At 64.0% G+C, this 24,243-nt stretch carries 27 protein-coding genes; 18 read left to right on the top strand and 9 right to left on the bottom strand.

Annotated elements, in window-relative coordinates; genetic code table 11:
- Nucleotides 1-48 precede the first annotated feature (48 nt).
- The 7 genes from MB818_RS09690 (at nucleotide 49) to MB818_RS09660 (ending at nucleotide 5,937) form a co-directional block, all read left to right on the top strand.
- Nucleotides 49-396, top strand: coding sequence for a hypothetical protein (locus tag MB818_RS09690; RefSeq protein ID WP_234139312.1), 348 nt, complete (start codon nucleotides 49-51; stop codon nucleotides 394-396).
- 232 nt (nucleotides 397-628) lie between these two features.
- Nucleotides 629-1,468, top strand: coding sequence for a class I SAM-dependent methyltransferase (locus MB818_RS09685; RefSeq protein WP_238904952.1), 840 nt, complete (start codon nucleotides 629-631; stop codon nucleotides 1,466-1,468).
- 270 nt (nucleotides 1,469-1,738) lie between these two features.
- The gene (gcvH, locus tag MB818_RS09680; protein ID WP_238904927.1) at nucleotides 1,739-2,098 is read left to right on the top strand and encodes a glycine cleavage system protein GcvH; all 360 of its coding nucleotides are present in this window, start codon (nucleotides 1,739-1,741) and stop codon (nucleotides 2,096-2,098) included.
- A gap of 212 nt (nucleotides 2,099-2,310) precedes the next feature.
- On the top strand, nucleotides 2,311-3,546 hold the full coding sequence (locus MB818_RS09675) for an acyl-CoA dehydrogenase family protein (RefSeq protein WP_234139315.1): 1,236 nt from the start codon (nucleotides 2,311-2,313) through the stop codon (nucleotides 3,544-3,546).
- A 5-nt stretch (nucleotides 3,547-3,551) separates the two neighbouring features.
- Entirely contained in the window at nucleotides 3,552-4,343 is a 792-nt protein-coding gene (locus MB818_RS09670) for a thioesterase family protein (RefSeq protein WP_238904926.1), read from the top strand.
- Nucleotides 4,344-4,450: 107 nt separating this feature from the next.
- Complete coding sequence (locus MB818_RS09665) at nucleotides 4,451-5,053, top strand: DUF1007 family protein (RefSeq protein WP_234216556.1); 603 nt, start codon at nucleotides 4,451-4,453, stop codon at nucleotides 5,051-5,053.
- Nucleotides 5,038-5,937, top strand: a complete 900-nt coding sequence (locus MB818_RS09660; protein ID WP_234167188.1) for a nickel/cobalt transporter — start codon at nucleotides 5,038-5,040, stop codon at nucleotides 5,935-5,937. The genes MB818_RS09665 and MB818_RS09660 overlap by 16 nt, the downstream gene beginning before the upstream one ends.
- A 19-nt stretch (nucleotides 5,938-5,956) precedes the next feature.
- On the opposite strand, the gene MB818_RS09655 is transcribed toward MB818_RS09660, so the two are convergent.
- A complete protein-coding gene (locus tag MB818_RS09655) occupies nucleotides 5,957-6,853 on the bottom strand; it encodes an alpha/beta fold hydrolase (RefSeq protein ID WP_238904925.1) in 897 nt (298 codons plus the stop codon).
- Nucleotides 6,854-7,081: 228 nt separating this feature from the next.
- Between MB818_RS09655 and groES the strand changes: the two genes are divergently transcribed.
- The 6 genes from groES to MB818_RS09625 all read left to right on the top strand — a co-directional run bounded on the left by groES (nucleotide 7,082) and on the right by MB818_RS09625 (nucleotide 12,664).
- The gene (gene groES / locus MB818_RS09650; protein WP_011046635.1) at nucleotides 7,082-7,369 is read left to right on the top strand and encodes a co-chaperone GroES; all 288 of its coding nucleotides are present in this window, start codon (nucleotides 7,082-7,084) and stop codon (nucleotides 7,367-7,369) included.
- Nucleotides 7,370-7,431: 62 nt separating this feature from the next.
- The gene (gene groL, locus MB818_RS09645) at nucleotides 7,432-9,072 is read left to right on the top strand and encodes a chaperonin GroEL (RefSeq protein ID WP_234139320.1); all 1,641 of its coding nucleotides are present in this window, start codon (nucleotides 7,432-7,434) and stop codon (nucleotides 9,070-9,072) included.
- A gap of 274 nt (nucleotides 9,073-9,346) precedes the next feature.
- Entirely contained in the window at nucleotides 9,347-9,817 is a 471-nt protein-coding gene (locus MB818_RS09640) for a GNAT family N-acetyltransferase (RefSeq protein WP_234177540.1), read from the top strand.
- Nucleotides 9,818-9,864: 47 nt separating this feature from the next.
- Entirely contained in the window at nucleotides 9,865-10,707 is an 843-nt protein-coding gene (locus MB818_RS09635; RefSeq protein ID WP_234216549.1) for a DMT family transporter, read from the top strand.
- A gap of 38 nt (nucleotides 10,708-10,745) precedes the next feature.
- Nucleotides 10,746-11,519 carry an alpha/beta fold hydrolase gene (locus tag MB818_RS09630; RefSeq protein ID WP_234143155.1) on the top strand — a complete coding sequence of 258 codons (774 nt, stop codon included), beginning with the start codon at nucleotides 10,746-10,748 and terminating at the stop codon, nucleotides 11,517-11,519.
- Nucleotides 11,516-12,664 (top strand): alpha-D-ribose 1-methylphosphonate 5-triphosphate diphosphatase, encoded by a 1,149-nt coding sequence (locus MB818_RS09625; protein ID WP_234216548.1) that lies wholly within the window; start codon nucleotides 11,516-11,518, stop codon nucleotides 12,662-12,664. The genes MB818_RS09630 and MB818_RS09625 overlap by 4 nt, the downstream gene beginning before the upstream one ends.
- Before the next feature lie 132 nt (nucleotides 12,665-12,796).
- Here MB818_RS09625 and MB818_RS09620 read toward each other — a convergent pair whose 3' ends face one another.
- From MB818_RS09620 to MB818_RS09610, 3 genes are all read right to left on the bottom strand, one after another.
- Nucleotides 12,797-13,870 carry a 5-(carboxyamino)imidazole ribonucleotide synthase gene (locus MB818_RS09620; RefSeq protein ID WP_238904923.1) on the bottom strand — a complete coding sequence of 358 codons (1,074 nt, stop codon included), beginning with the start codon at nucleotides 13,868-13,870 and terminating at the stop codon, nucleotides 12,797-12,799.
- Nucleotides 13,863-14,351, bottom strand: coding sequence for a 5-(carboxyamino)imidazole ribonucleotide mutase (gene purE / locus MB818_RS09615; protein ID WP_238904921.1), 489 nt, complete (start codon nucleotides 14,349-14,351; stop codon nucleotides 13,863-13,865). The genes MB818_RS09620 and purE overlap by 8 nt, the downstream gene beginning before the upstream one ends.
- An 89-nt stretch (nucleotides 14,352-14,440) precedes the next feature.
- Complete coding sequence (locus MB818_RS09610; protein ID WP_234139327.1) at nucleotides 14,441-14,665, bottom strand: YdcH family protein; 225 nt, start codon at nucleotides 14,663-14,665, stop codon at nucleotides 14,441-14,443.
- A gap of 168 nt (nucleotides 14,666-14,833) precedes the next feature.
- Here MB818_RS09610 and MB818_RS09605 point away from each other — a divergent pair, with 168 nt between their 5' ends.
- The 4 genes from MB818_RS09605 (at nucleotide 14,834) to MB818_RS09590 (ending at nucleotide 17,314) form a co-directional block, all read left to right on the top strand.
- Entirely contained in the window at nucleotides 14,834-15,247 is a 414-nt protein-coding gene (locus tag MB818_RS09605; protein ID WP_234143159.1) for an Hsp20 family protein, read from the top strand.
- 3 nt (nucleotides 15,248-15,250) lie between these two features.
- Nucleotides 15,251-15,475 (top strand): DUF1150 family protein, encoded by a 225-nt coding sequence (locus MB818_RS09600; RefSeq protein WP_011046645.1) that lies wholly within the window; start codon nucleotides 15,251-15,253, stop codon nucleotides 15,473-15,475.
- A gap of 95 nt (nucleotides 15,476-15,570) precedes the next feature.
- The gene (locus tag MB818_RS09595) at nucleotides 15,571-16,449 is read left to right on the top strand and encodes a PhzF family phenazine biosynthesis protein (protein ID WP_238904919.1); all 879 of its coding nucleotides are present in this window, start codon (nucleotides 15,571-15,573) and stop codon (nucleotides 16,447-16,449) included.
- A gap of 4 nt (nucleotides 16,450-16,453) precedes the next feature.
- On the top strand, nucleotides 16,454-17,314 hold the full coding sequence (locus tag MB818_RS09590) for a hypothetical protein (protein WP_234216542.1): 861 nt from the start codon (nucleotides 16,454-16,456) through the stop codon (nucleotides 17,312-17,314).
- Between the two features lie 61 nt (nucleotides 17,315-17,375).
- Here the strand turns inward: MB818_RS09590 and MB818_RS09585 are convergent, their stop codons facing one another.
- From MB818_RS09585 to trxB, 4 genes are all read right to left on the bottom strand, one after another.
- Nucleotides 17,376-19,085 (bottom strand): bifunctional sulfate adenylyltransferase/adenylylsulfate kinase, encoded by a 1,710-nt coding sequence (locus MB818_RS09585; RefSeq protein ID WP_238904950.1) that lies wholly within the window; start codon nucleotides 19,083-19,085, stop codon nucleotides 17,376-17,378.
- A 197-nt stretch (nucleotides 19,086-19,282) separates the two neighbouring features.
- On the bottom strand, nucleotides 19,283-20,974 hold the full coding sequence (locus MB818_RS09580; RefSeq protein ID WP_238904917.1) for an adenylate/guanylate cyclase domain-containing protein: 1,692 nt from the start codon (nucleotides 20,972-20,974) through the stop codon (nucleotides 19,283-19,285).
- 59 nt (nucleotides 20,975-21,033) lie between these two features.
- Nucleotides 21,034-21,498: an RES family NAD+ phosphorylase gene (locus MB818_RS09575; protein ID WP_238904915.1), complete on the bottom strand. Its 465-nt coding sequence runs from the start codon at nucleotides 21,496-21,498 to the stop codon at nucleotides 21,034-21,036.
- 4 nt (nucleotides 21,499-21,502) lie between these two features.
- On the bottom strand, nucleotides 21,503-22,444 hold the full coding sequence (trxB, locus tag MB818_RS09570) for a thioredoxin-disulfide reductase (RefSeq protein WP_234143164.1): 942 nt from the start codon (nucleotides 22,442-22,444) through the stop codon (nucleotides 21,503-21,505).
- A gap of 216 nt (nucleotides 22,445-22,660) precedes the next feature.
- Between trxB and MB818_RS09565 the strand changes: the two genes are divergently transcribed.
- The gene (locus MB818_RS09565) at nucleotides 22,661-23,161 is read left to right on the top strand and encodes an Lrp/AsnC family transcriptional regulator (RefSeq protein ID WP_234139334.1); all 501 of its coding nucleotides are present in this window, start codon (nucleotides 22,661-22,663) and stop codon (nucleotides 23,159-23,161) included.
- Nucleotides 23,162-23,256: 95 nt separating this feature from the next.
- Here the strand turns inward: MB818_RS09565 and MB818_RS09560 are convergent, their stop codons facing one another.
- Nucleotides 23,257-24,042, bottom strand: a complete 786-nt coding sequence (locus MB818_RS09560) for a Hint domain-containing protein (RefSeq protein ID WP_234139335.1) — start codon at nucleotides 24,040-24,042, stop codon at nucleotides 23,257-23,259.
- Nucleotides 24,043-24,243 lie beyond the last annotated feature (201 nt).

The following is a 24,243-nucleotide window of genomic DNA, read 5'->3' as shown; positions in this document are numbered from 1 at the left end:
GAGGCCGTGTAATCATCCGGCAAATCCGCCGGAATTGAGGAGTGAGCGATGAAACTGGTTGTGGCGTTTCTGCTGGCTGTTGGACTGTACGGGGGGGCGGCCGAGGCCAAGCCGATCTCGCGCATCATCGCCGAGCTGGGGCTGGAGCCCGAGGATTTCCAGTTGATGGGCGCCGCCTCGCGGCAGTTGATCGTCGATGGAAAGCCCGTGGTCGGACGCGAAAGCGGCTGGGAGAATGCAACGACCGACTCGCAGGGAACCGTTCGGGTCGACGCGGTGCAGGGTGACTGCGCGGTGCTGCACCATGTGATCCGACCCAAGGGCGCGGCAAATGCGCGGGTGATCGGAACCCGGATGTGCAAGGGCGCCGATGGTGCATGGATGCTGACGCCATAAGACGGCGTATCGGTCACGTAAGCGCTATTCGGGGTTGTCCGACTCCTGACCCTTTGGCGCCGTATGCGCCATTTATGATGCATGGTCGTTCCAGGCCCACGCGAGCGATGCCGTCGCTCGCCCCCCTGTTTCGTGACAAGTTACTGCCACGAGATGTAGCAGGTGATTTGGCGGGGAAGTCCTTCTTTGAGTTCTTTCTATGAAGAAGCACATGTTTTGACCCGAATTGACGGTGGTGGTAGAGTTGTCCACCGAGCGCACGGTGACGGAGGCACTCTTCATGACGTTTCAATTGGCGGGTGAGGGGCCCAAGATTTACGAAGAAGTCATGGTGCCGCTTTGGTTTGGCCGATGGGCCGAGGCTCTGATCGACCAGCTCTCACTTCGCAGTTCGGAACGTGTCTTGGATGTTGCCTGCGGCACGGGGGTGACAACCCGATTGACCAAGACAAAGGTAGGGCCAGGCGGCAAGGTAGACGGCCTCGACATCAATGCTCCGATGCTCGCGCAAGCGAAGGAACTGGCCGGTGATCTCGATATCGCCTGGATCGAAAGCGATGTTTGCGACATCGATCTGCCCTCGGAGTCCTACGATGTCATCCTGTCTCAGCATGGATATCACTACTTCCCCGACAAGCCGCAGGCTCTGCGAGAGTTCTTGCGGCTTCTGGCTCCGGGCGGCCGTCTGGGTTTTTCGATCTGGGATGGGCACAGCCCCTATACGAGCGCTATTTGTGCCGCAGTTGAGCATCACATTTCCTCAGAGATTGCGAGAAAACAGCGGTCGCAACGGGAAACGCCCTCGGCAAACGAACTGAAAAGCCAGATGAGCGCACAAGGCTTTTCCGACGTCGTCGTCTATCGTCAGGAGCTGATGATCGACGTGCCGCCCGCATCCGAGTTCGTACCTTTGCACTTGCGCTCGATGCCTATTGCGGCTGCGTTCACCGAACTCCCGGAAGATGCTCAGAACGCACTCATAAACGAGGTTGCGGAGTCCCTCGCGGATTATGTCCAGGGTAACCGACTGGTCTACCCGGACGCTGTGCATGTCGCGATTGGCTTCAAATAGAAAGGCGTATGGCGGTGTTCTGGTTGAGCTGGCGCTGACAAGACAGCAGCGAGAACCGCTTTGCCCCGCGACCGGGGCCTCGGGATCGAGAAGCGGGAACACCCGGCTTTGGCGCCACCTGCAAACACATCCTGTGCAACGCGTTTCCGGGGCCCTTTGAACGCCTCTGCAAGCCCGCTTGATGCCTTGGATCATTTGCTCTCTTGCCGCAAATGGGGGGTGAAGCTAGGCTTGCCCGCAGCAAGCGTTTTTCAAATGGAAAGACACCGGATGAAGTATACCGAAGAGCATGAATGGCTGCTGGCCGAGGACGGCTTGATCGTAGTGGGAATTACCGCCCATGCGGCCGAGCAGTTGGGGGATGTTGTGTTCGTTGAACTGCCCGAGCCCGGAACCGAGGTCAGCAAGGATGACGAGATCGTTGTGATCGAATCGGTCAAGGCGGCCTCGGATATCCTGGCACCGCTGGATGGCGAGATCGTCGAGGTAAACGAGATACTGGCGGACAATCCCGGTATGGTGAACGAGGACCCCATGGGCGAGGCCTGGTTCTTCAAGATGCGGCCCTCGGACCTGTCGCCGATGGACGATTACATGGACGAAGCGGCCTATACCGACTTCATCAGTTGAGGGGCCCCGGAACGGGCGGCGGAGGACCGTTTTCCGGGTCGGAAAACGGCCCGGAAAACAAGGTTTTCCGGCCCCCCTCTCACGGCCCCTTCCCGGCCCGGTCACATTCGGGCCGGTGACGTTTCGTCACGCGGCTGGACATTCCCGCGCGGGCCAAGTCATCCTTCATGCAGACATTTCCCCCGTTGTCCGGGGGCAGGGGAGGCCAAGCCATGAACATGACGTTTGCGATGCGCGACGAGAACCGCAAGCTTCTCGACCGGGTCGCGGCGATGATCCGTGACGAGATCATGCCGCTGGAGGATGAGTACCACGCCGAAATCGCCAAGGGCGACCGCTGGCAATACACCGACCGCCAGACCGAGATCCTCGAAGGGCTCAAGGCCAAGGCCAAGGCCGCCGGTCTGTGGAACTTCTGGCTGACCGATAGCGACCGCGGCTTTGGTCTGACCACCGTCGAATATGCCTATTTCGCCGAAGAGATGGGCAAGACGCCGCTGGCGGCCGAGGTGTTCAACTGTTCCGCCCCCGATACCGGCAACATGGAAGTGTTCGAGCGCTACGGCAGCGAGAAGATGAAGCAGGACTGGCTGGCGCCGCTACTGGAGGGGCAGATCCGCTCGGCCTATCTGATGACCGAACCGGATGTGGCCAGTTCGGATGCCACCAACATCTCGATGTCTTGTGTCCGTGATGGCGACGACTATGTGCTGAACGGCGAGAAATACTGGGCCTCGGGCGCCGGTGACCCGCGCTGCAAGGTCTATATCGTGATGGTGAAGACGGGGGGCGAGGACGCACCCAAGCACCAGCGCCATTCGATGATCGTGGTGCCCGCCGGGACCGAGGGGATCGAGATCCTGCGCCCGATGCTGGTATTCGGCCACGATGACGCGCCGCATGGCCACATGCATCTTCGGTTCACCAATGTCCGCGTGCCGGCCGAGAACATCCTGGTGGGCGAGGGGCGCGGTTTCGAGATCGCACAGGGGCGTCTTGGGCCCGGCCGCATCCACCATTGCATGCGCTCGATCGGTCAGGCCGAGATCGCGCTGGAACGCATGTGCAAACGCGCGCTCGACAAGGAAGCCTTCGGCAAGAAACTGGCGCATCTGGGTGCCAATTACGACATCATCGCCGAATGCCGGATGGAGATCGAGATGGCGCGCCTGTTGTGCCTCAAGGCTGCCTGGATGATGGATCAGGGCGATGCGCGCGCCGCGGCACCCTGGATCAGCCAGATCAAGGTGGTGGCGCCGCGCGTCTCGCTCAAGGTGATCGACGAGGCGATGCAGATGCATGGCGGTCAGGGCATCAGCCAGGACACGCCGCTGGCCGCCGCCTGGACCGGCCAGCGCACCCTGCGCTTTGCCGATGGTCCCGACGCGGTGCACCGCCGCCAGATCGCCCGGACCGAGCTGAAGAAGTACACCCAGGAAAAGGTCTGACATCCGTGACGGCCCCGGTCTATTTCACCGAAACCGAACCGGGGCTGTTTGTCGGCAACGATCCGGCGCGCGGGCCGTGGTCGCCCGATCACTGCCATGCCGGGCCGGTCACCGGCCTGGTGGCGCGCGCGGCCGAGGCGGCTGCCGGGCCGGACAAGATGCTGACCCGGCTGACGCTCGACGTGCTGAAACCGCTGCCGCTGGCGGGGCTGCGGATCACCACCGAGATAACGCGCAACAGCCGTACGCTCACCACGACCCGGCTGGCCCTGCACGATGACGAGGGTACGCTTTGCCTCACCGGCACCTCGATGCATCTGGTGCGCAAGGAACTGGGAGAGGTGCCCACCGCAACGGTGCCGACCCCTGATTTTGACCGCGCGCGACCCGGTCCGGCGTTGCTGGTGGGCAAGCTGCATGACCAGCCCGCCTTTGGCCAGTTTATCGAGATGGCCTATCCCGAAGGCGAGGATCTGGGGCCGGGGCCGAAAACCGTCTGGATGAAGGCGCCGCATTTGCTGGCCACCGAGGCGCCGTCGCCGATTCAGGCGATCTGTCCTCTGGCCGATTGCGGCAACGGTATCTCCTGGAACGAACCGCCGGTGCGGTTTGGTTTCATGAACACCGATCTGACCCTGCAAATCCACCGTGAACCGCAGGGCGACTGGTTTGCGGCCGAGGCCGTATCGCATTGGCAGCCGAACGGGATCGGCATGTCGCAGGCGGTTCTCTATGACACGGCCGGGCCGGTGGGGATGGCCTTGCAGACTCTGGTTCTGCATCCGATGGCGAAATAACGCCGCCGCCGCGCAGGCCCGGATTGTCAGCCCCGCGTCGGCGCCCTATCGTCCGGCCCATGCGTCGGATTGCCCTTGCCCTTTCTCTTTTGCTCCCCGCGCCATTGATGGCGCATCCGCATGTCTTCATCGACACCGGGTTCGAGCTGATCTTTGCCCCTGACGGGGCGCTGACCCATGTTCGGGTCACCTGGGCCTATGATGATTTCTATTCGCTGGTCATCCTTGAGGAACTGGGAATGGACCCCGATGGCGATGGCAGTCTGACACCCGAGGAAGAGGCGCAACTGGCCGGGTTCGACGCGCAATGGATCGACGGCTATAACGGCGATCTCGATTTGCGCTTGGGCGATCAGCCGCTGGCGCTGTCCGGCCCGCTGGAGCCCACCGCCACCACCGAGGCGGGGCGGATCGTGTCGACCCATCTGCGGGCGGTTTCCGATGGCAGAATGGGATCGGGGGCATCCCTGTCGCTGCGTCCCTATGACGAGACCTATTACACCGCCTACGAGGTTGCGCGCCCGGTCACCCTCAGTGGGCGCGACGATTGCCTGCTGGAGCGGTTGGAGCCCGATATCGACGGGCAACTGGCCGAGATGCAGGAGATGCTGTTGCGCATCGACGCCGATGCCGATCTGGAGGAGATGGATATCCCCCTGATCGGTGCTGAATTCGCCACGGAAATCCGGGTCACATGTCCCGGCTCGTGATCGTGCCGGTCGCGCTGGTGCTGGCCCTCTTGGGCTGGTTCTGGCTCAGCGGCGGCTTTGACCAACTGGCGCTGTGGGCGGCGGGCGAGCAACGGGATTTTCAGAACCAGATCGCCCAGGCGCTGCGCGGCTTGCGCAGCGGGCAGGGCGGGGCGCTGTTGCTGCTGTTGTCGGTCTGTTTCGCCTATGGGTTCTTCCACGCCGTGGGACCGGGCCATGGCAAGGTGCTGATCGGCGGCTATGGGCTGGGTCGGCGGGTGCCGGTGCTGCGGCTGGCGGCAATCGGGCTGGCATCGAGTCTGGGTCAGGCAGTCACCGCGATCGCGCTGGTTTATACCGGGGTAATGGTGCTGGATCTGGGGCGTCAGCATCTGGTCGGCGTGACCGAGCGTGTGATGGCGCCCGCCAGCTATGCCGCCATCGCGTTGATCGGCTGCTGGCTGGTCTGGCGGGGTGTCCGGCGACTGGTGGCTGCGCGTCAGCCCACGCATGAGCATCACCATCACGACGGCGAGACCTGTTCCCACTGCGGGCACAAGCATGGCCCCAGCCTGAGCGAGGTCGAACAGATCGGCACTCTGCGCGAGGCGCTGGCGCTGATCGCCAGCATCGCCATCCGCCCCTGCACGGGCGCGCTGTTCGTGCTGATCCTGACCTGGCAGATGGGCATTGCATTGGCCGGAATCGCCGGAACCTTTGCCATGGCGCTGGGTACGGCCAGTGTGACCGTCGGGGTGGGGCTCGCTTCGGCGGGGCTGCGTGGCGGGGTGCTGGGCGCGGCCTCGGCCTGGCGGTTCGCGGGGGTTGCCCTGCCGATGGTAGAACTGGCTGCCGGTTTGGTCGTTGCGACCCTTGCTGGCGGGTTGTTCCTGAGGGCGATCTAGGTCGCCGCCGGGCCGGCGCCTAGGTGCGGCGGATGATGAAATCGCGCACCAGATCGACCATCACCGGGGCCAGTTTCGGGGTGATGATGTGACCCATGCCCTCGATGGCCTGAAACTCCGAACCCGGAATGTGCGCGGCGATCTCTTCTCCCATCTCCAGCGGGATCAGCGTGTCCTGCCTGCCATGGATCACCAGGCAGGGCAGGTCGAGCTGGCGCAGGCCGGGGCGCCGGTCGGGCGCGTGCAGGATGGCCAGCACCTGCCGGTTCTTGCCTGCCGCATCGACGCCACGCGCCCAGGCGCGCTCGGCCATGGCGCGGATATCGGACTCGGGCATCGGATAGCCGGGGCTGCCCCACAGCCCGTGTTCGGCAACCTGCGCCTCCAGATAGTCCTGCTGTGTCACGTCGCGCACGAGCAGGCTTGAGGTCAGCGCCAGCAATGCCTCGCGCCCCTCGGCAGCGCGTTCGGTAAAGGGGCGGCAGGCGGTCATCACGATGGTTGCCGACAGCACCCGGTCAGGCTGGTCGATGCAGAGCTGTTGCAGCACCGCGCCCCCCATCGAGATGCCAAAGAAATGCGCGCGTTCGATCCCCAGCGCATCCATCAGGCCGGTGATGTCGCCGACCATATCCTCGATTCCATAGGGTTTGGGCAGGTCCGCGCCCGCGCCAAGTGCCGCCAGAATTTCGTCGGCGCTGTCGGGCACGTCTGGCGCCGGGCAACGCTGCGACAGGCCCACATCGCGGTTGTCAAAGGCAATCGTTCGGAACCCGGTGGCGGCGAAGCCCGCGTTCAACTCCTCGGGCCAATGCACCAGCTGGCTGCCCTGTCCCCGGATCAGGATCAGCGGCACGCCGTCAACCGGTCCGCTTTCTTCAACCTCAAGATAGATTCCGTTCGCTTCGATCCGCATCTTCCCGGCCCCTCATATCGATCGGGCAAATCTGCGCATGTGAATGGCGGTTGTAAACCAGGTTCGACCGTGGACACGACAGTCGCAACTTTTCGTATCTCCGATGTTGACTCGGTTCTTTCGACCCCCTAGCTATGCGCCGTTAGCACTCGCTAGACCTGAGTGCTAATGCCTCTGTAAAAGAGCAGGGGGAGGGAAACAAACTTTGAGCCTCAAGGAGCTGCAAAGATGGCATTGAAACCGCTTCATGACCGTGTGCTGGTTCGCCGTACCGAAAGCGAAGAGAAAACCGCAGGCGGCCTGATCATCCCCGATAGCGCCAAGGAAAAGCCCAGCGAAGGCGTTGTTGTCGCCTGTGGCGAAGGCGCCCGCAAGGATAGCGGCGAGCTGATCGCGATGGCAGTCAAGTCGGGCGACCGGGTTCTGTTCGGCAAATGGTCGGGCACCGAAGTCACCGTCGACGGCGAAGAACTGCTGATGATGAAGGAAAGCGACATCATGGGGATCATCGAGTAAGCCACGCGCTTCTCTGATCTCTGGTCGCATCATTCCAATCAAATTTCTCAAGGAGAAAGAACATGGCTGCTAAGGACGTCAAGTTCAACACCGAAGCCCGCAACAAGATGCTCAAGGGCGTCAACATCCTGGCCGACGCGGTCAAGGTGACCCTGGGCCCCAAAGGCCGCAACGTGGTTCTGGACAAATCGTTCGGTGCCCCCCGCATCACCAAGGACGGTGTGTCGGTCGCCAAGGAAATCGAACTGGAAGACAAGTTCGAGAACATGGGCGCGCAGATGGTGAAAGAAGTCGCCAGCCGCACCAATGACGAGGCCGGCGACGGCACCACCACCGCGACGGTTCTGGCCCAGGCCATCGTCAAGGAAGGCATGAAATCGGTTGCCGCCGGCATGAACCCGATGGACCTGAAGCGCGGCATCGACCTGGCCACCGCCAAGGTTGTCGAGGCCATCAAGGCCGCCGCCCGCCCCGTGAACGACAGCGCCGAAGTGGCGCAGGTCGGCACCATCTCGGCCAACGGCGAAACCGAAATCGGTCGCCAGATCGCCGAAGCCATGCAGAAGGTCGGCAACGAGGGTGTCATCACCGTCGAAGAGAACAAGGGCCTGGAAACCGAGACCGACGTGGTCGAGGGCATGCAGTTCGACCGCGGCTACCTGTCGCCCTATTTCGTCACCAACGCAGACAAGATGATCGCAGAACTCGAAGACTGCATGATCCTGCTGCACGAAAAGAAACTCTCCTCGCTCCAGCCGATGGTTCCGCTGCTCGAGCAGGTGATCCAGTCGCAAAAGCCGCTGCTGATCATCGCCGAGGATGTCGAAGGCGAAGCGCTGGCCACCCTCGTGGTGAACAAGCTGCGCGGCGGTCTGAAGATCGCGGCCGTCAAGGCACCGGGCTTCGGCGATCGCCGCAAGGCCATGCTGCAGGACATCGCCATCCTGACCGGCGGTCAGGTGATCAGCGAAGACCTTGGCATGAAGCTCGAGTCCGTGACCATGGACATGCTGGGCACCGCCAAGAAAATCTCGATCACCAAGGACGAGACCACCATCGTTGATGGCGCAGGCGAGAAGGCCGAGATCGAAGCCCGCGTGGCCCAGATTCGCACCCAGATCGAAGAGACCACCAGCGACTATGACCGTGAGAAGCTGCAAGAGCGCGTTGCCAAACTGGCAGGCGGTGTTGCCGTGATCCGCGTTGGCGGCATGACCGAGGTTGAAGTGAAAGAGCGCAAGGACCGCGTCGATGACGCCCTGAACGCCACCCGCGCTGCCGTGCAGGAAGGTGTCGTTGTGGGCGGCGGTGTTGCTCTGGTTCAGGCCGGCAAAGGCCTCGAAGGCCTGGAAGGCGCAAATGCCGACCAGACCGCCGGTATCAACATCGTGCGCAAGGCCATCGAAGCGCCGCTGCGCCAGATCGCCGAGAACGCAGGCGTCGACGGTGCCGTGGTTGCCGGCAAGGTGCGTGAATCGGGCGATGCCTCGTTCGGCTTCAACGCGCAGACCGAAGAATATGGCGACATGTTCAAGTTCGGCGTGATCGACCCGGCCAAGGTTGTCCGCACCGCTCTGGAAGACGCGGCCTCGGTTGCCGGCCTGCTGATCACCACCGAAGCGATGGTTGCCGACAAGCCGCAGAAAGACGCCCCCGCAGGCGGCGGCATGCCCGACATGGGCGGCATGGGCGGCATGATGTAAGAGGCGATTTCGCCTGAACATTATCAGTCAAAGGTGCGTGTTCATAGGCCTCTGGGCCTATGTGATACAAACCCTTCGCAGTAGAATACCGGGGCCGCCCTAGGGCGGCCCCTTTGTTTTTCCAACCGCCGCAGCAGGCAGAGTCTCGCCGGTTTCGTTTACGGGGAAAGAAAACACTTGGGTGACCGTGACCTTGCGGGCCATGCGGTGTATGCCGAACCCGCCGATCGGGGCGAACTGAACCGCCCTCAGTCTAGCGAAAGTTGAGCTTTGCATGAGACCATTTCCGCCCGCCGTATTCCCCGATCTGGTCGATGCCTTGCTGCGTTCGGCCTTCGATACCGGGGCCGAGGCGGATTTGGTGCGCGAATTGCGCGCCGACCGGGACATCGCCACCGAGATCACCTTTCAGGAATTTGGCGAGTTGCTGGGCTATGCCGCTCTGTCGTGGATGCGCGCGCCTGACGGCTGGCTGTGTCTGGCCCCGCTGGCGGTTGCGCCCAAGGTGCAGGGGCGTGGAATCGGCTCGAAAGTGCTGCAACTGACCCTGAAATGGGCGGCAGAGCGCGACCTGACCATCGTGGTGCTGGGCGATCCCGCCTATTACGAGCCGCGCGGTTTTTCGCGTGCCCGTGCATCGGCGTTGCACGCGCCCTATCCCAACGACCATCTGATGCTGGCCGGGCCGGGCGGCAATGTGCCCGAGGCGCGGCTGGTCTATCCGCTCGCGTTGGAACCGCGCTGACGCGTATGTGTCTGTTGCACCGGCCCGCAATCCTGTAGTCCGGTGACATGCGCCTGTTCCTCCTTACCGCCCTGACCATGACCGCCTTTGCCGCCAATTCGGTCCTGAACCGTTTGGCGGTGGCCGGCGGCTGGGCCGATCCGGGCGGCTTTGCCATCGTTCGGGTGCTGGCCGGAGCGATGATGCTTGCCCTGCTCGTCCTGGCGCAGCGCCAGCGGCTGCCCCTCTGGCACCGGCGCCGGTTGCTGGGGGCCGGTTCGCTGACCCTCTATATGGTCGGTTTTTCACTGGCCTATCAGACGCTGGATGCCGGGTTGGGCGCACTCATCCTGTTCGGTGTCGTGCAGATCGCCATGTTCGGCTGGAGCGCCGCCACGGGTGCGCCGCCGACGCATCGGCAGTTGGCTGGCGCGATGATTGCCTTTGCCGGGCTGGTCTGGGTGCTCTGGCCGGCGGGCACCTTTCGCGTCGATGCGGGCGGGGCCGGTCTCATGGCGCTCGCCGGGATCGGCTGGGCCGCCTATACGCTGGCGGGGCGGGGCGAAGCGGATGCGCTGGCCGCGACGGGGGCCAATTTCGTGATGGCCCTGCCGTTGACCGCCGGTGCGATCCTGCCGCTAGCGGGGCTGCCTGCCATGACCTGGCAGGGCGTGTTGCTGGCGCTGGTCTCCGGGGCTGCAACCTCGGGTCTCGGCTATGCGCTCTGGTATCGGTTGGTGCCCGCCCTGGGGCCGGTCCGCGCCGCGACGGTACAGCTGAGCGCGCCTGTCATCGCGGTGCTGGGGGGCGTGCTGCTGCTGGGCGAGACGGCCCCGCTGCGCCTGCTTCTTGGTGGCGCAGTCCTGTTGGGCGGGATCGCGCTGTCGATCCGCCGCGCACCGGCTGCTTGAGCCTTTCGTTGCGCTGCAATTCGCAGTATGCCGCGCCCATGCGGTGCCTGCCTGTTCTCTTCCTCTGTCTGTTGCCCAGTGCCCTCTGGGCCGACTGTGTCGTGCTGCTGCACGGGTTGGCGCGGACCGAGGCGTCGCTGACGGTGATGGACCAGGTGTTCGAGGCGCGCGGTCTGCGGGTGGTGCGTCCCGGCTATCCCTCGACCGACATGCCCATCCCGGAACTGGCGCGCGAGACATTGCCGCCAGCGATATCCGCTTGTGGCGATCAGACAGTGCATCTGGTCGCCCATTCCATGGGGGGTATCCTGATCCGCTACTGGCTGCTCAGCAACCGGCCCGCCCATCTGGGCCGGGTGGTGTTGTTGGCGCCGCCAAACCAGGGCAGCGAACTGGTCGACGAGCTGGGCGCCTGGGAGGTGTTCGGCCGTCTGAACGGTCCGGCGGGTCTGGCGCTGGGTACTGGTCCGGACAGTGTCCCGCGCAGCTTGCCACCGGTGGATTACCCGGTTGGCGTGATCGCGGGCGATCAGTCGCTGAACCCGATCTTCTCGTCGATCATCCCCGGCCCCGATGACGGCAAGGTCTCGGTTGCCTCGACCCGGGTGGCGGGCATGACCGACCATCTGGTGTTGCCGGTCACCCACACCTTCATGATGAACAACCCGCGTGTCATCGCACAGACCCTGCATTTCATCGAGAATGGGCATTTCGATGCGGACCTGACCTGGCTCGACGCTGTTTTCGAAACGATAGATCGCGTCTGCCTGCGCAGCGAGTGCTGGGAAGCACCGGGGGAGAGAGATCGATGACCGGCGTTGAGGTGACCCTGACCGGCGCAGAGGTGCTTTTGCCCGATGGCCCCGCGCGCTGCGACCTGTTCCTGTCGGGTGGGCAGGTGGTTGACGCCCCCGCCGGGCGCCGCGTCGATCTGAGCGGCTACCTGGTCTTGCCCGGCATTGTCGATCTGCATGGCGACGGGTTCGAGAGGCACATGGCGCCGCGCAGGGGTGCGATGAAGGAAATGACCGAAGGCGTTGTGGCCGCCGAGGCGGAACTGGCGGCCAACGGGATCACCACCGCTGTACTGGCTCAATTCTGGAGCTGGGAGGGCGGTCTGCGTGGCCCGGATTTCGCCGCAGATGTGTTTCAGGCGATCCGACAGGTCCGGGACGGGTTGGTTACGGATCTGATCCCGCAATTGCGTTTCGAAACCCATCTGCTCGCGGATTACGCGACACTGCCCGAGCGGCTCGTGGAATGGCAGGTTCCTTACGTTGTATTCAACGATCATTTGCCGCATGAGCGGTTGGCCGAGGGACGCAAACCGCCCAGGCTTGCAGGGCAGGCGCTCAAGGCGGGCCGCAGCCCCGAGGCACATCTGGAACTGCTGAAGGCGCTGCATGCAAATGGCCCGCAGGTGCCGAAAGCTCTGGATGAACTCTGCGCCGACCTGCACCGGCGGGGGGTCCGCATGGGCAGTCATGACGACCACAGCGCCGCCGATTGCGTCACCTGGCAGCGACGCGGGCTGACGATCTCGGAGTTTCCCGAGACCCTCGAGGCCGCTGAGGCCGCACGCGGGGGCGGCGGCCATATCATCCTCGGCTCACCCAACGTTGTGCGTGGCGGCTCGCACAAGGGCAATGTCAGCGCGCTCGACCTGATTGCCATGGGACTGTGCGACGCGCTCGCCTCGGACTACCACTATCCCAGCCCGCGCCGCGCGGCACTGATGCTGGTACGTACGGGCCTTCTCGACCTGGGCGCCGCCTGGGCGCTGGTCAGCAGCAGCCCGGCCCGGGTGCTGGGGTTGACCGACCGGGGGGAACTGGCACCCGGCAAACGTGCCGATCTGGTGATCCTCGACGCGCAAAGCCACCGGGTCGCCGCGACGTTTGCCGCGGGCCGGGTCAGCTACATGTCCGGGGATGTGGCCACACGTTTCCTGACCTGAACTCATTCACTTTGCAGGCAAATACTCCCGCCGGAGGCATCGCGCGCAGCGCGATACGGGCTGCGCCCCGTCTCAGGCCCAACGGGCCGTCGGCGGGGCGCGCGAAATCCGTGCCGGATTTCGCCGCCTGCCTCAACCGCCTCGCCGTATCCGATTGACATGTCCCATCTTGCGACCGGGCTTGGCCTCGGCCTTGCCATAGAGATGCAGCGCCAGATCGCGTTCGGTGGCCAGCTCGGGCACCCGATCCATATCGGCGCCGATCAGGTTCTCCATGACAACATCCGCGTGCCGCTGCCCGTCGCCCAGCGGCCAACCCGCCACCGCTCGGATATGCTGCTCGAACTGGTCCACGGCGCAGCCGTTCTGGGTCCAGTGGCCCGAGTTATGCACCCGGGGTGCGATCTCGTTCACGATCAGCCCGGCAGGCGTCACGAACAGCTCGACCCCCATCACGCCCACATAGTCGAGCGCGTTCAGGATCCGCGCCGCCAGCAGCACCGCGTCGGTGCGCTGCGCCGCGCTCAGCCGCGCAGGCACGGTGGTGGTGTGCAGGATACCGTCGCGATGCACGTTCTCACCGGGATCGAAACAGGCGACCTGCCCATCCAGTCCACGCGCGGCGATGACCGAGACCTCGTGAGTGAACTGCACGAACCCTTCGAGGATCGCGGGCGCGCCTGCCATGTCGGCCAGCGCCGGCGCGGCATCCCCCGGCGATTTCAGCCGTGCCTGCCCCTTGCCGTCATAGCCAAAGCGGCGGGTCTTGAGGATCGCGGGTGTGCCGATCTCACCAATCGCGGCTTCCAGGCTCGCCAGATCGGTGACATCGGCAAAGGGCGCCGTCATCAGGCCCAGATCGCGCAGAAAGCTCTTCTCGGTCAGCCGGTCCTGACTGACCCGCAGCGCCTCGCGACCGGGGCGGATCGGGCGGTGCGCCTCGAGGATATCCAGCGCCTCGGTCGGGATGTTCTCGAACTCGTAGGTGATCACGTCGACCGAGGCGGCAAATGCCGCCAGGGCCGCGGCGTCGTCATAGCCTGCGGTGGTCACCCGATCAGCCACCTGACCGGCAGGCGGGTTGGCGCCGGGTTCATAGATATGGGTGACAAAGCCCAGCCGCGCGGCAGCAACCGACAGCATCCGGCCCAGTTGGCCACCGCCCAGGATACCGATCCGGGCCCCCGGTTTCAGCGCCTCACTCATCGACCGGCTCCTCGGGGATCGAGGCCGACAGCGCCGTGCGCCAGGCATCCAGCCGTTCGGCCAGGCCCGAGTCCTGCAAGGCAAGGATACCGGCGGCCATAAGACCCGCATTGGCCGCCCCCGCCGCGCCGATCGCCATGGTGGCAACCGGATAGCCCTTGGGCATCTGCACGATGGAATAAAGCGAATCGACCCCCGACAGGGCGCGCGTCTGCACCGGCACGCCAATGACCGGCACCCGCGTCTTGGACGCCATCATGCCCGGCAGATGCGCGGCCCCGCCGGCACCGGCGATGATGACCTGCAAACCGCGCCCCACGGCGGCGCGGCCATAGTCCCACAGCCGGTCCGGGGTGCGATGTGCCGAGACGATCCGCGCCTCGTAAGCCACGCCCAGCTCATCCAGAATTTCCGCTGCACCCTTCATGGTCGGCCAGTCCGACTGGCTGCCCATGATGATCCCTACCTTGACCCCTGCCATGTGCCCCGCCCTTTGTGGAAAGAGCGCGCACTATAGCCAAAACCGGCCAACTGGCAATGCGGTATGGCGGCGTGCCGGGACAGGCCGGATCAGGCGATGATATCGGGGGTCAGGCGGTCCTCGATCATCGCGATGATGTCCTTGAGGCGCAGTTTCTGCTTCTTCAGCCGTTTCACCGTCAACTGATCGGCGGTGCCCTTTTCCTCCAGCGCGGCGATGGCCTCGTCCAGGTCGCGGTGCTGGCGGCGGAACACTTCCAGTTCGACCCGTAGAACCTCATCCGTTTTCATCGACATATCACTGGGTGCGTTCATTCGGGCGACTCGCAGGTCTGTTTACAAGGTGCTGCAAAGAATACGCTTTTACTCTGATTTCGGCCAGACCTTGTGGTGTGTCCGATTTCTTCCCATATTCTGTGTCAAGCGGTTGCCGGTTTCGGGGCCGCGCGTGAACGTCGCTTTGACCACAAGGACGAGAGAAACGTGTCGAAACTTACTCTGGGCTCTTACCCCCATATGCTGGGCTTCGAGCAGCTGGAACGGCTGCTGGAACGTTCGGCCAAATCCGGGAACGAGGGCTATCCTCCCTACAATATCGAGCAGACCTCCGACACCTCGTATCGGATCACCCTTGCGGTGGCCGGTTTCGCCGAGGCGGATCTGTCGATCACGGTCGAGGATCGCCAGCTGGTGATCCGTGGCCGTCAGAGCGACGACAGCGAGGGGCGGGTGTTCCTGCACCGGGGCATCGCCGCGCGCCAGTTCCAGCGCATGTTCGTGCTGGCCGAAGGGGTCGAGGTGGGCGAGGCCGTGATGGAAAACGGTCTGTTGCATGTCGATCTCAGCCGCGCGGTGCCGCAATCGGTGGTTCAGACGATCAATATCAGGAAAGGGTAAGCGATGCATACTCCGTTCGATTTCAAGGATGACGGCGACCGGATCGTCTATGTCAAGACGGTCGATGTTGCTGATTTGCCCGACGAGGTTCGCCAACAGGCGGGTGGGCGTGATCACCTTTACGCGGTGCATAATGCCGCCGGAGAGCAGCTGGCGCTGGTGGCCGATCGGCGGATGGCCTTCGTGCTGGCACGCCAGAACGATCTGTCGCCCGTCGCGGTGCATTGATCCGCGCCCGCGACGGGGCCGGATTTCCCGCGTGACATTTGCGGCGGAACCGCCGAAACATGCGGTTCTGCGGGCAGATGGCGAAAGGGTCGCGGATGAACTGGTACGATTTTGACTGGGTGGACGCGTTCACCGACCGCCCCTTTGGCGGCAATGGCTGTGCCGTGGTGCATGGCGGCGCGGCCCTGTCGGTCGAGACCTGCATGGCCTTTGTGCGGGAGACCTCGCTGGTCGAATGCACCTTTACCGGCCCGTCGGATGTGGCCGATCTGAAGGTGCGCTATTTCCTCGCCAGCCGCGAGATCCCCTTTGCCGGCCATCCCACCATCGCAACCGTCGCCGCGCTTGCCGCGCGCGGCTTCATCGACAAGACCGATCTGGTGCTGGAAACCGGCGCCGGGCTGGTGCCGATCCGCATCTCGGGGGACGAGATCGAGATGACCCAGGTGGCGCCCCAATTCGGCGCGCTGGTGCCCGCCGAGCAGGTGGCGCGGGTCATCGGCCTGCCACCCGAGGCCATCGTGTCGCCGCCGCAGATGGTGTCGACCGGGCTGCCGTTTTGCATCACCGTACTGCGCGACCGCGCCGCGCTCGAGGCCGCGCGGCTGGATGTGGCGGCGCTGACCCGGATGGCGGCGGGGCTTGGCTATGATGGGTCGGATATGCTGGAGCCGTTTCTGGTCACGCTCGAGGGCGCGACCGGGGCGGGCGATACCTTTGCCCGGCTGCTGCTGGCGCCGCCCAGCCCGCCCGAAGATCCGTTCACCGGATCGGCGACGGGCGCCATGGCCGCCTATCTGTGGCATCACGGATTGATGGCAAAAGACGCGTTCATCGCAGAGCAGGGGCATGGCATGGGCCGCCCCGGTCAGGCGCGCGTCACGCGTCTGGGACCACCCGAGGCGATGACGGGGATCAAGGTCGCCGGGCAGGGCTATGTCCTGATGCGCGGCCAGGTCCACCTGCCGGGATAAGCGCATGTCCGATCCCGCCATTGCCGTTCTGCCCTATGGCATGAAACTCGGGCCGTCCCTGTCCGGCACACCGCTCGACCGGTTGAACTGGCCGCTGGGATGCCCCGAACGCCTGTCAGGGAGAACCGTGGGCGATCTGGGGCCGGGGGATCACCTGCTGGTCTATCCCCGCACCGGAACCCATTTCCGGCTGAACCGGGGGACGCGCGCGCGTATCTCGCTGATCATGGCGGAACCGGCGGTGATCCATGCCAAGCATTACGCACTCTTGCGCGTCACCTGGCGGCGCTTTCACCGGGTCCTGACCTTTAACCAAGAGGCGGTGGACCGCCTTCCCAATGCGCGGCTCTTGCTCTTTGGATCGACATGGGTGCCCGAGTGGCGCGATCTGACACCCGAAAAGGTGGCGCAATGCTCGCTCATTGCCTCGGCCAAGCGGGACAGCACCGGCCACAAGCTGCGCCATGCGGTGGTGGATTGGGTGCGCGCCAGCGGTCAGGACGTGGCTGTTCTGGGCCGAGGGTATCAGCCGTTTGACAGCAAGGCCGACGGGCTGGCGCCCTATCGCTATTCCGTGGTGATCGAGAATGTGCAGGAGCGGAACTATTTCTCGGAGAAACTGCTGGATGCGGTGCTCTGTGAGACGGTGCCGATCTATTGGGGCTGCCCGAATATCGCTGATTTCGTCGATACCCGCGCGATGATCCTGTGTCAGGGCGAAGAGGATATTCGCCGCGCGGTCATGGCGATGAGTGCCGAGGATTACGCCGCCCGGCTGCCCGCCCTGCGCGCGCTCAAGGACCAGCTTGCCCCCTATGCCGCGCATGAGGCGCGGGCGGCGCAGATGATCCTGGACGAGCTTTAGGCAGTCATGAAAAAGGCCCGGGGGCGATCCCGGGCCTTCTTGCGTTTGGCTCTGGTGCCGATCAGCCGGCAATCAGCCCCATGTTTTCCAGCTTCAGCAGCACCTGGTGGGCGCAGTTGTCGACCTCGACATTCTCGGTCTCGACGCGCAGTTCAGGGGCCTCGGGCACATCATAGGGGTCCGAGATCCCGGTGAACTCCTTGATCTTGCCTTCGCGGGCCAGCTTGTACAGGCCCTTGCGGTCGCGGCGTTCGCATTCCTCGATCGAGGTGGCCACATGCACCTCGACAAAGGCGCCGAACTGTTCGATGTCCTCGCGCACCGCCCGGCGGGTGTTGGCATAGGGCGCGATCGGGGCACAGATGGCGATGCCGCCATTCTTGGTGATCTCGCTGGCAACATAGCCGATGCGGCGGATGTTGAGGTCACGGTGCTCTTTCGAGAAGCCCAGTTCGGAACTGAGATTCTTGCGCACGATATCGCCGTCCAGCAGGGTGACCGGGCGACCGCCCATCTCCATCAGCTTGACCATCAGCGCGTTGGCGATGGTCGATTTGCCCGAGCCCGAGAAACCGGTGAAGAACACGGTAAAGCCCTGTTTCGAGCGCGGCGGCGAGGTGCGGCGCAGTTCCTTGACCACTTCGGGGAAGGAGAACCATTCGGGGATCTCCAGCCCCTCGCGCAGGCGGCGGCGCAGTTCGGTGCCCGAGATATCCAGCACCGTGTCGCCCTCGGGGACTTCGGTGACGGGGTAATATTGCGCTTTTTCCTGCACATAAACCATGTGCTTGAAGTCCACCATTTCCAGGCCGATCTCATCCTGATGCTTCTTGAACAGCTCCTGCGCGTCATAGGGGCCGTAGAAGTCCTCGCCCTGGCTGTTCTTGCCGGGGCCGGCATGGTCGCGTCCGACGATGAAATGGGTGCAGCCATGATTCTTGCGGATCAGACCGTGCCAGACTGCCTCACGCGGGCCAGCCATGCGCATGGCCAGGTTCAGCAGGCTCATGGTGGTGGTCGCGGCGGGATACTTGTCCAGCACAGCCTCGTAGCAGCGCACGCGCGTAAAGTGATCGACATCGCCCGGTTTTGTCATGCCGACAACGGGATGGATCAGCAGGTTGGCCTGTGCCTCGCGCGCGGCGCGGAACGTCAGTTCCTGATGCGCGCGGTGCAACGGGTTGCGGGTCTGGAAAGCAACGACGCGGCGCCAGCCAACCTTTCGGAAATAGGCGCGCAGTTCGTTCGGCGTATCGCGGCGGGCGCGGAAATCGTAGTGCACGGGCTGCTGGATGCCGGTCACAGGTCCACCCAGATAGACCTTGCCTGCCACGTTGTGCAGATAGTTGACCGCCGGATGGGCTTGATCGTCGGCACCGAACACCTTTTCGGCCTCGTGCGCCTTGTTCGGCACCCATTTGTCGGTCACTGTCATGGTGGCGAGAATAACGCCCTCCTGATCGCGTAGCGCGATGTCCTGACCCAGTTCGATCCCGTCGGCGAACTCTTCCTTGACGTCCAGCGTGATGGGCATGGGCCAGAGGGTGCCGTCGGCCAGCCGCATGTTCTCGACGACATTGTCATAGTCGGCCTCGCCCAGAAATCCCTTGAGGGGCGAGAAGCCGCCATTCATCAAGAGTTCGAGGTCGCAGATCTGGCGGGGCGTCAGGTCGTGGCTTTTCAGCTCGGCCGCCTCCATCTTCAGTTTCTGCGCCGAGTCGTAGGAGACATAAAGTTCCGGGATCGGAGCGAGGTTGCTCAGCATGGTCATGTCGATACTCTTGATCTGTAAGGTCACTGTGTTGAGGGGTCTGTGCTGGCGGTGCAATAGACCCGTGGGCCGCAGATTGTCTAGGACTGCGGCGCAACAAAGGACGAATTGTGCCATTCCGTGACAAATCAAATGGTTTTTGCCGGATTTGACCGAAAAAGGTGAAACTTTTTCGGCTCATTCCCCGGTTTGCCGGGCTAATCGGAACGCTGTTCGTCGCTGGGCTGCCCCAATGACAGCGTTGCGGCAGCGGTAACGGGCAGGGCGCTCACCGGTTGCGGCACCCCGCGCAAGGTGAATTCTCGGAGCTCCAGCCCGTCTGTTTCGACCCCGGCCGCCTCCAGGACCGCATGGGAAATCAGCAGTTCAACTCCCAGCGCCTTGGTCTCCGCCTCCAGCCGGCTGGCGGCGTTCACGGTGTCGCCGATGATGGTGCGGGGGGCATGGCCCGCGGCTCCGATCTCGCCCAGCACAAGATTGCCCAGATGCAGGCCCATGCCGATGCGCACCGGCGGTGTGCCTTCGGCGGCAAGCGTGCGGTTGAACACATGAAGCGCAGCGCCGATGCTGCGCGCCGCCTCGATCCCGGCGCGGGCCGAGGTCTGGGCGTCGCGGGCCTCGAACACTGCCAGGAAGCCATCGCCCAGGTACTTGTCCACCGTGCCGCCCGCGCCGATGACCGAGGGAACGATCGCATCGAAGAAGCGGTTGAGCAGGAACACCACGTCATAGGGCAACTGTCCGGTGGTGCGGGCGGTAAATCCGCGCATGTCGAGAAACAGCACCGCCAGTTGCCGTTCCTGCCCCTGGCTGGCATGGGCGCGGCTGCGGCCGCCTTCGGGGCGGAACACGCGAAAGACGGTGGCCGGATCGGTGGGCCGTATCTGGCAGGCGAGCCGGGTATTGGGCGGCGCCCCGACAGCCCGCAACGAGCGCAGCTCGACCTCCGAGGGCGGGTGCAGCAGATCGGCCCCCTCCTCGATCACCACCCGGCAGGTGGTGCAGCGCCCCTTGCCGCCGCAAAGCGCTGTGTGGGGCACCCCGTGGCTGCGCGACATCTGAAGCAGGGTCAGGCCCCGCTCGGACACGATCTCGGGCCCGTCCACATAGCGGATGCGGACCGCGTTGCGCCGACGCATCAGCTTGCGCCCAAGGTGGATTGCCGCCGCCAGCGCCAGCAACCCCCAGAACAGGGCCAGCCCCCAATCCTTGACAGCAAAAAGCGCGACAAAGGTCTCTGTATCGGGCCAGTTGAACGCCTCCATGTAACCGGGCCGCTGCGCATCGTCGGTGAAGATCGCGAACATGCGCCGCCCCTCGGTCAGCAGCCCGGCCAGCGCGAAGGCGGGCACCAGAACCGCCAGCCCGATCATCCAGGGCACCCAGGCGCGCCACCAGCTGGTCAGCCGCAACCAGAAATGCAGGCCGATACAGCCGTGAATCCAGACCACCAGCAACAGCCCGCTTTGCTGCCAGATCGAGATATTGGGCCACATCAGGATGATGAGATAGCTCATCTCGTCATTGACGCCGTGAACCTCGTGGGCATACCGCGTGTGGACCAGATGTGCGATCAGTTGCAGCGGGATCAGCAGGCCCAGCCCAAGCTGGATCGCCTCGGCCGGCCGCATGCGCAAGGACCGCCGCCGCGCCAGCCCCGTCAGTGCCAGCCCGGCATGGATCAGCAATGCGCCATAGAGCAGAACCGAACCCGGCAGGCTGCGGGTGACGACCTGGCGGGCATCCTGAAACGCGGCCATCCAGACGGGGCTGATCAGGCCCAACCCGATATTGACGAAGTGAAAGAAGGCATAGGCGAACAGGATCAGCCCGGTTGCGATCCTGAGACGTGTCGCCAAACTGCCCCGCCAGAGTGCGCTTGTGCCCATGCCGCCCGTCTCTTGTGGTCCCAAACCTGACTGTGTGGGGCCGGAGCCGGGCGGTCAAGTCAGCTGGTGGTGAGTTCGGGGCCGGGCCAGGGCAGGGGCGGCGCGCCTTCTGCTCTGACCGGGCCATGGCCGAACAGCACGATATGGCTCAGTTCGGGACGCGAGCGCGAGGAATAGAGCAGGCCCTGCGCCCCTTCGACCCGGGCCGCGTCGGAATAGGCCCAACTGGGCGCGGGGGCGCCGGAGGCGCGGATATCCTGCCAGACCACCGAAACCTCGGGGCGGCCGCGCAGATCGGCCAGCCGGGCATCAGTCACCAAAAGCGGCACGATCACACGGGGTGGGTCCTGCGGCCCCACATAGCGCCGGATCGCCACGCCTGCGCCCTCGGGCGTCAGCGAGGCATAAAGCGCCCATTGGCCAGAATGGTGAAACCGCCCTTCGGGCGCACGGGCCGGGGCGGTGGGCGCCCCGGCCTGATCGGCGAACAGAATTCTCCAGACGGTGCCGGAGAAGGGGATCACCGGATCACTCCTGCTCCGCCAGGAACCGTTCCGCATCAAGCGCGGCCATGCAGCCCATGCCGGCGCTGGTCACCGCCTGGCGGTATTTGTGGTCGGTCAGGTCACCGGCGGCAAAGATGCCGGGGATCGAGGTTTCGGTGGTTCCGGGCTTGACGCTGACATAGCCGCCGTTGTGCAGCTCCAGCACATCCTTGACCAGCTCGTTGGCGGGTGCATGGCCGATGGCCACGAACACGCCCTTGCAGGGGATGTCGGTGATCTCGCCGGTTTGCACGTTGCGCGCCTTGACCCCTTCGACGCCCAGCGGGCTGTCGGTGCCATAGACCTCTTCCAGTTGGTGGAACCAGAGCGGCACGATCTTTTCGTTCTTGAACAGGCGATCCTGCAGGATCTTCTCGGCGCGCAGCTCGTCGCGGCGGTGGATCAGCGTCACCTTGGAGGCGAAATTGGTCAGAAACAGGGCCTCTTCGACCGCCGTATTGCCGCCGCCGATCACCACGATTTCCTGTCCACGATAGAAGAACCCGTCGCAGGTGGCGCAGGCAGAGACGCCAAAGCCCTTGAATTTCTCCTCACTCTCCATCCCCAGCCATTTGGCGCGGGCGCCGGTGGCCAGGATCACCGCGTCGGCGGTATAGGTGGTGCCGCTGTCGCCCTTGGCGACAAAGGGGCGGGCCGAGGTATCGAGCGAGGTGATGATATCGCCGATGATCTCGCAGCCCATCGCCTTGGCGTGGGCCTCCATCCGCACCATCAGGTCGGGGCCCTGCACCTCGGTATCGCCGGGCCAGTTCTCGACTTCGGTGGTGGTGGTCAGCTGGCCGCCCGGTTCGATCCCCTGAACCAGGATCGGCTCCAGCATGGCGCGGCTGGCATAGACGCCGGCGGTATAGCCAGCGGGCCCCGAGCCGATGATCAGAACCTTGGTGTGACGTGTCTCGGCCATGATATCCCCAATGCAGTTGGCTGGCGGCGCACCGCCTGTCGAAGAGGGGATATAACCGCCCGGCGCGCGCTCTTAAACCCCTTTGCACATTCGCGTGTGCCGCCGGGCATCGGGGTGTGAACCGGCAAGGCTCGGGAAGAAAATTGCGCATGTACGAAAGATTATTGCGCAGCCGACCGGGGCTGTTATAAGAACCGCAAAAAACGGGAGTTGTTCATGGTCGCGCACCGGCTGGACGAGATAGACCGCAAGATTCTGGCGGAACTTCAGGCGGATGGCCGCATGACCAATGTCGAGCTGGCCAAGCGGGTCGGAATCTCGGCGCCGCCCTGCCTGCGACGTGTCCGTGCGCTTGAGGATGCCGGGCTGATCCGGGGCTATCACGCCGAGGTCAACGCCCGCGAACTGGGGTTCGAGGTGCAGGTCTTTGCCATGGTGGGGCTGGAAAGTCAGGCCGAGGTAGAGTTGAGCGCATTCGAGGCGCGCTGCCGCGAGTGGCCACTGGTGCGCGAGTGTCACATGCTGAACGGCGAGGTCGATTTCATGCTGAAATGCGTGGCGCCGGACCTAAGCAGTTTCCAGAGTTTTCTGACTGGTCAGTTGCTGACAACGCCCAACGTGGCCAGCGTCAAGACCTCGCTTGTCATTCGCGGGGCGAAGGACGAACCCGGCGTTCCTTTCGATGTGCTCGAGGAGCGTTTGAGCCGGACAGCCTGATCTTTTCCGAAGGCGGATGGGCAGACATCGGCGGCAGAAAAATTATCGCCAGGCAACTCAAGCCCCAAAAAACCAGTAAACCCATGTTCGCTTCCTTAGGCGGGGATCGCGTCGATTTCACCTTCTCCCGCGCGAGGAAATGCTTGCGGGCCGAAATCGGTCAATTGATCAATGTGATGAAACAGATTGAGATATAGCGAGCGGATCGCCTGATTAAGGACCCGCACCGCCTGAACACCGGGGTGATAGGTCTCGAACTGCAAACCGTCGACATTGATAACCGCATGGCGCCGCAGGCAAATGTGGAAGACCTCGACAGGGGTCGGTGGTGCGGTTTCGATGATTCCCATGCCATCGACAAAATGCTGTGCCGGAGTCAGCATCGGCTGATCGCCCGCCAGCGCGCGCAGGTGTCCCGGCGTCGCCAAAAGCCGGGCTGAGGGGCCGGCGATGACGCCGGACATTGGGCGCTGCATGCCAAAGGCATCCGCCATGATCCGTGTCAGCCGATAGTCGCGACCGGTGGCCGAGACGCGGCCCGGCACGATCACGGTCGAGCCCTTCCAGACAACTTCCTGGGCCGAGCCGTCATGAATGATTACCCGATCTCCAGGTAGCAAATCTTCGATCGCCATCGGGCCGCAGTCGGTGTCGATCAGCGATCCACGCGAAAAGGCACAAAACGCATCTTCGAAAAGCGGCAGGGCCGGGGCGATGTGGCGGGTTTGCACGACATTGCCGTTTTCCAGAAGAGTGTTGACCTCGTATCGGCGCATTTGTGGGCGCTGCTGGGGTCCTCGCAGTGTAGCCGGATCCGGCAAGACGGGGCTGGTCTGAACAGCGTTCCGCGCCGCTCGAGCGAGCGAATGGGGGATAGACATGGCGATATCGGCCCTTTCCTACTTCGGGTCGCATCTGCGCCGGCCCCCACCGACGACGTCAGACGGACAAGATGTCCTCATCTGAACTCAGTGGAAACATGACGAGAAACGGTTCAATTTGTCAAAAAAAGCGACAGAAAAACCTGGTTTCCGTGGCCAATGCAGCGTTCCCCTCAGAACTGTTTCCAAACAGGCGCAAGC

The sequence above is a fragment of the Ruegeria alba genome (assembly GCF_022321465.1).
Lineage (GTDB): Bacteria > Pseudomonadota > Alphaproteobacteria > Rhodobacterales > Rhodobacteraceae > Ruegeria_B > Ruegeria_B alba.
This window is presented reverse-complemented; position numbering and strand designations above follow the sequence as displayed.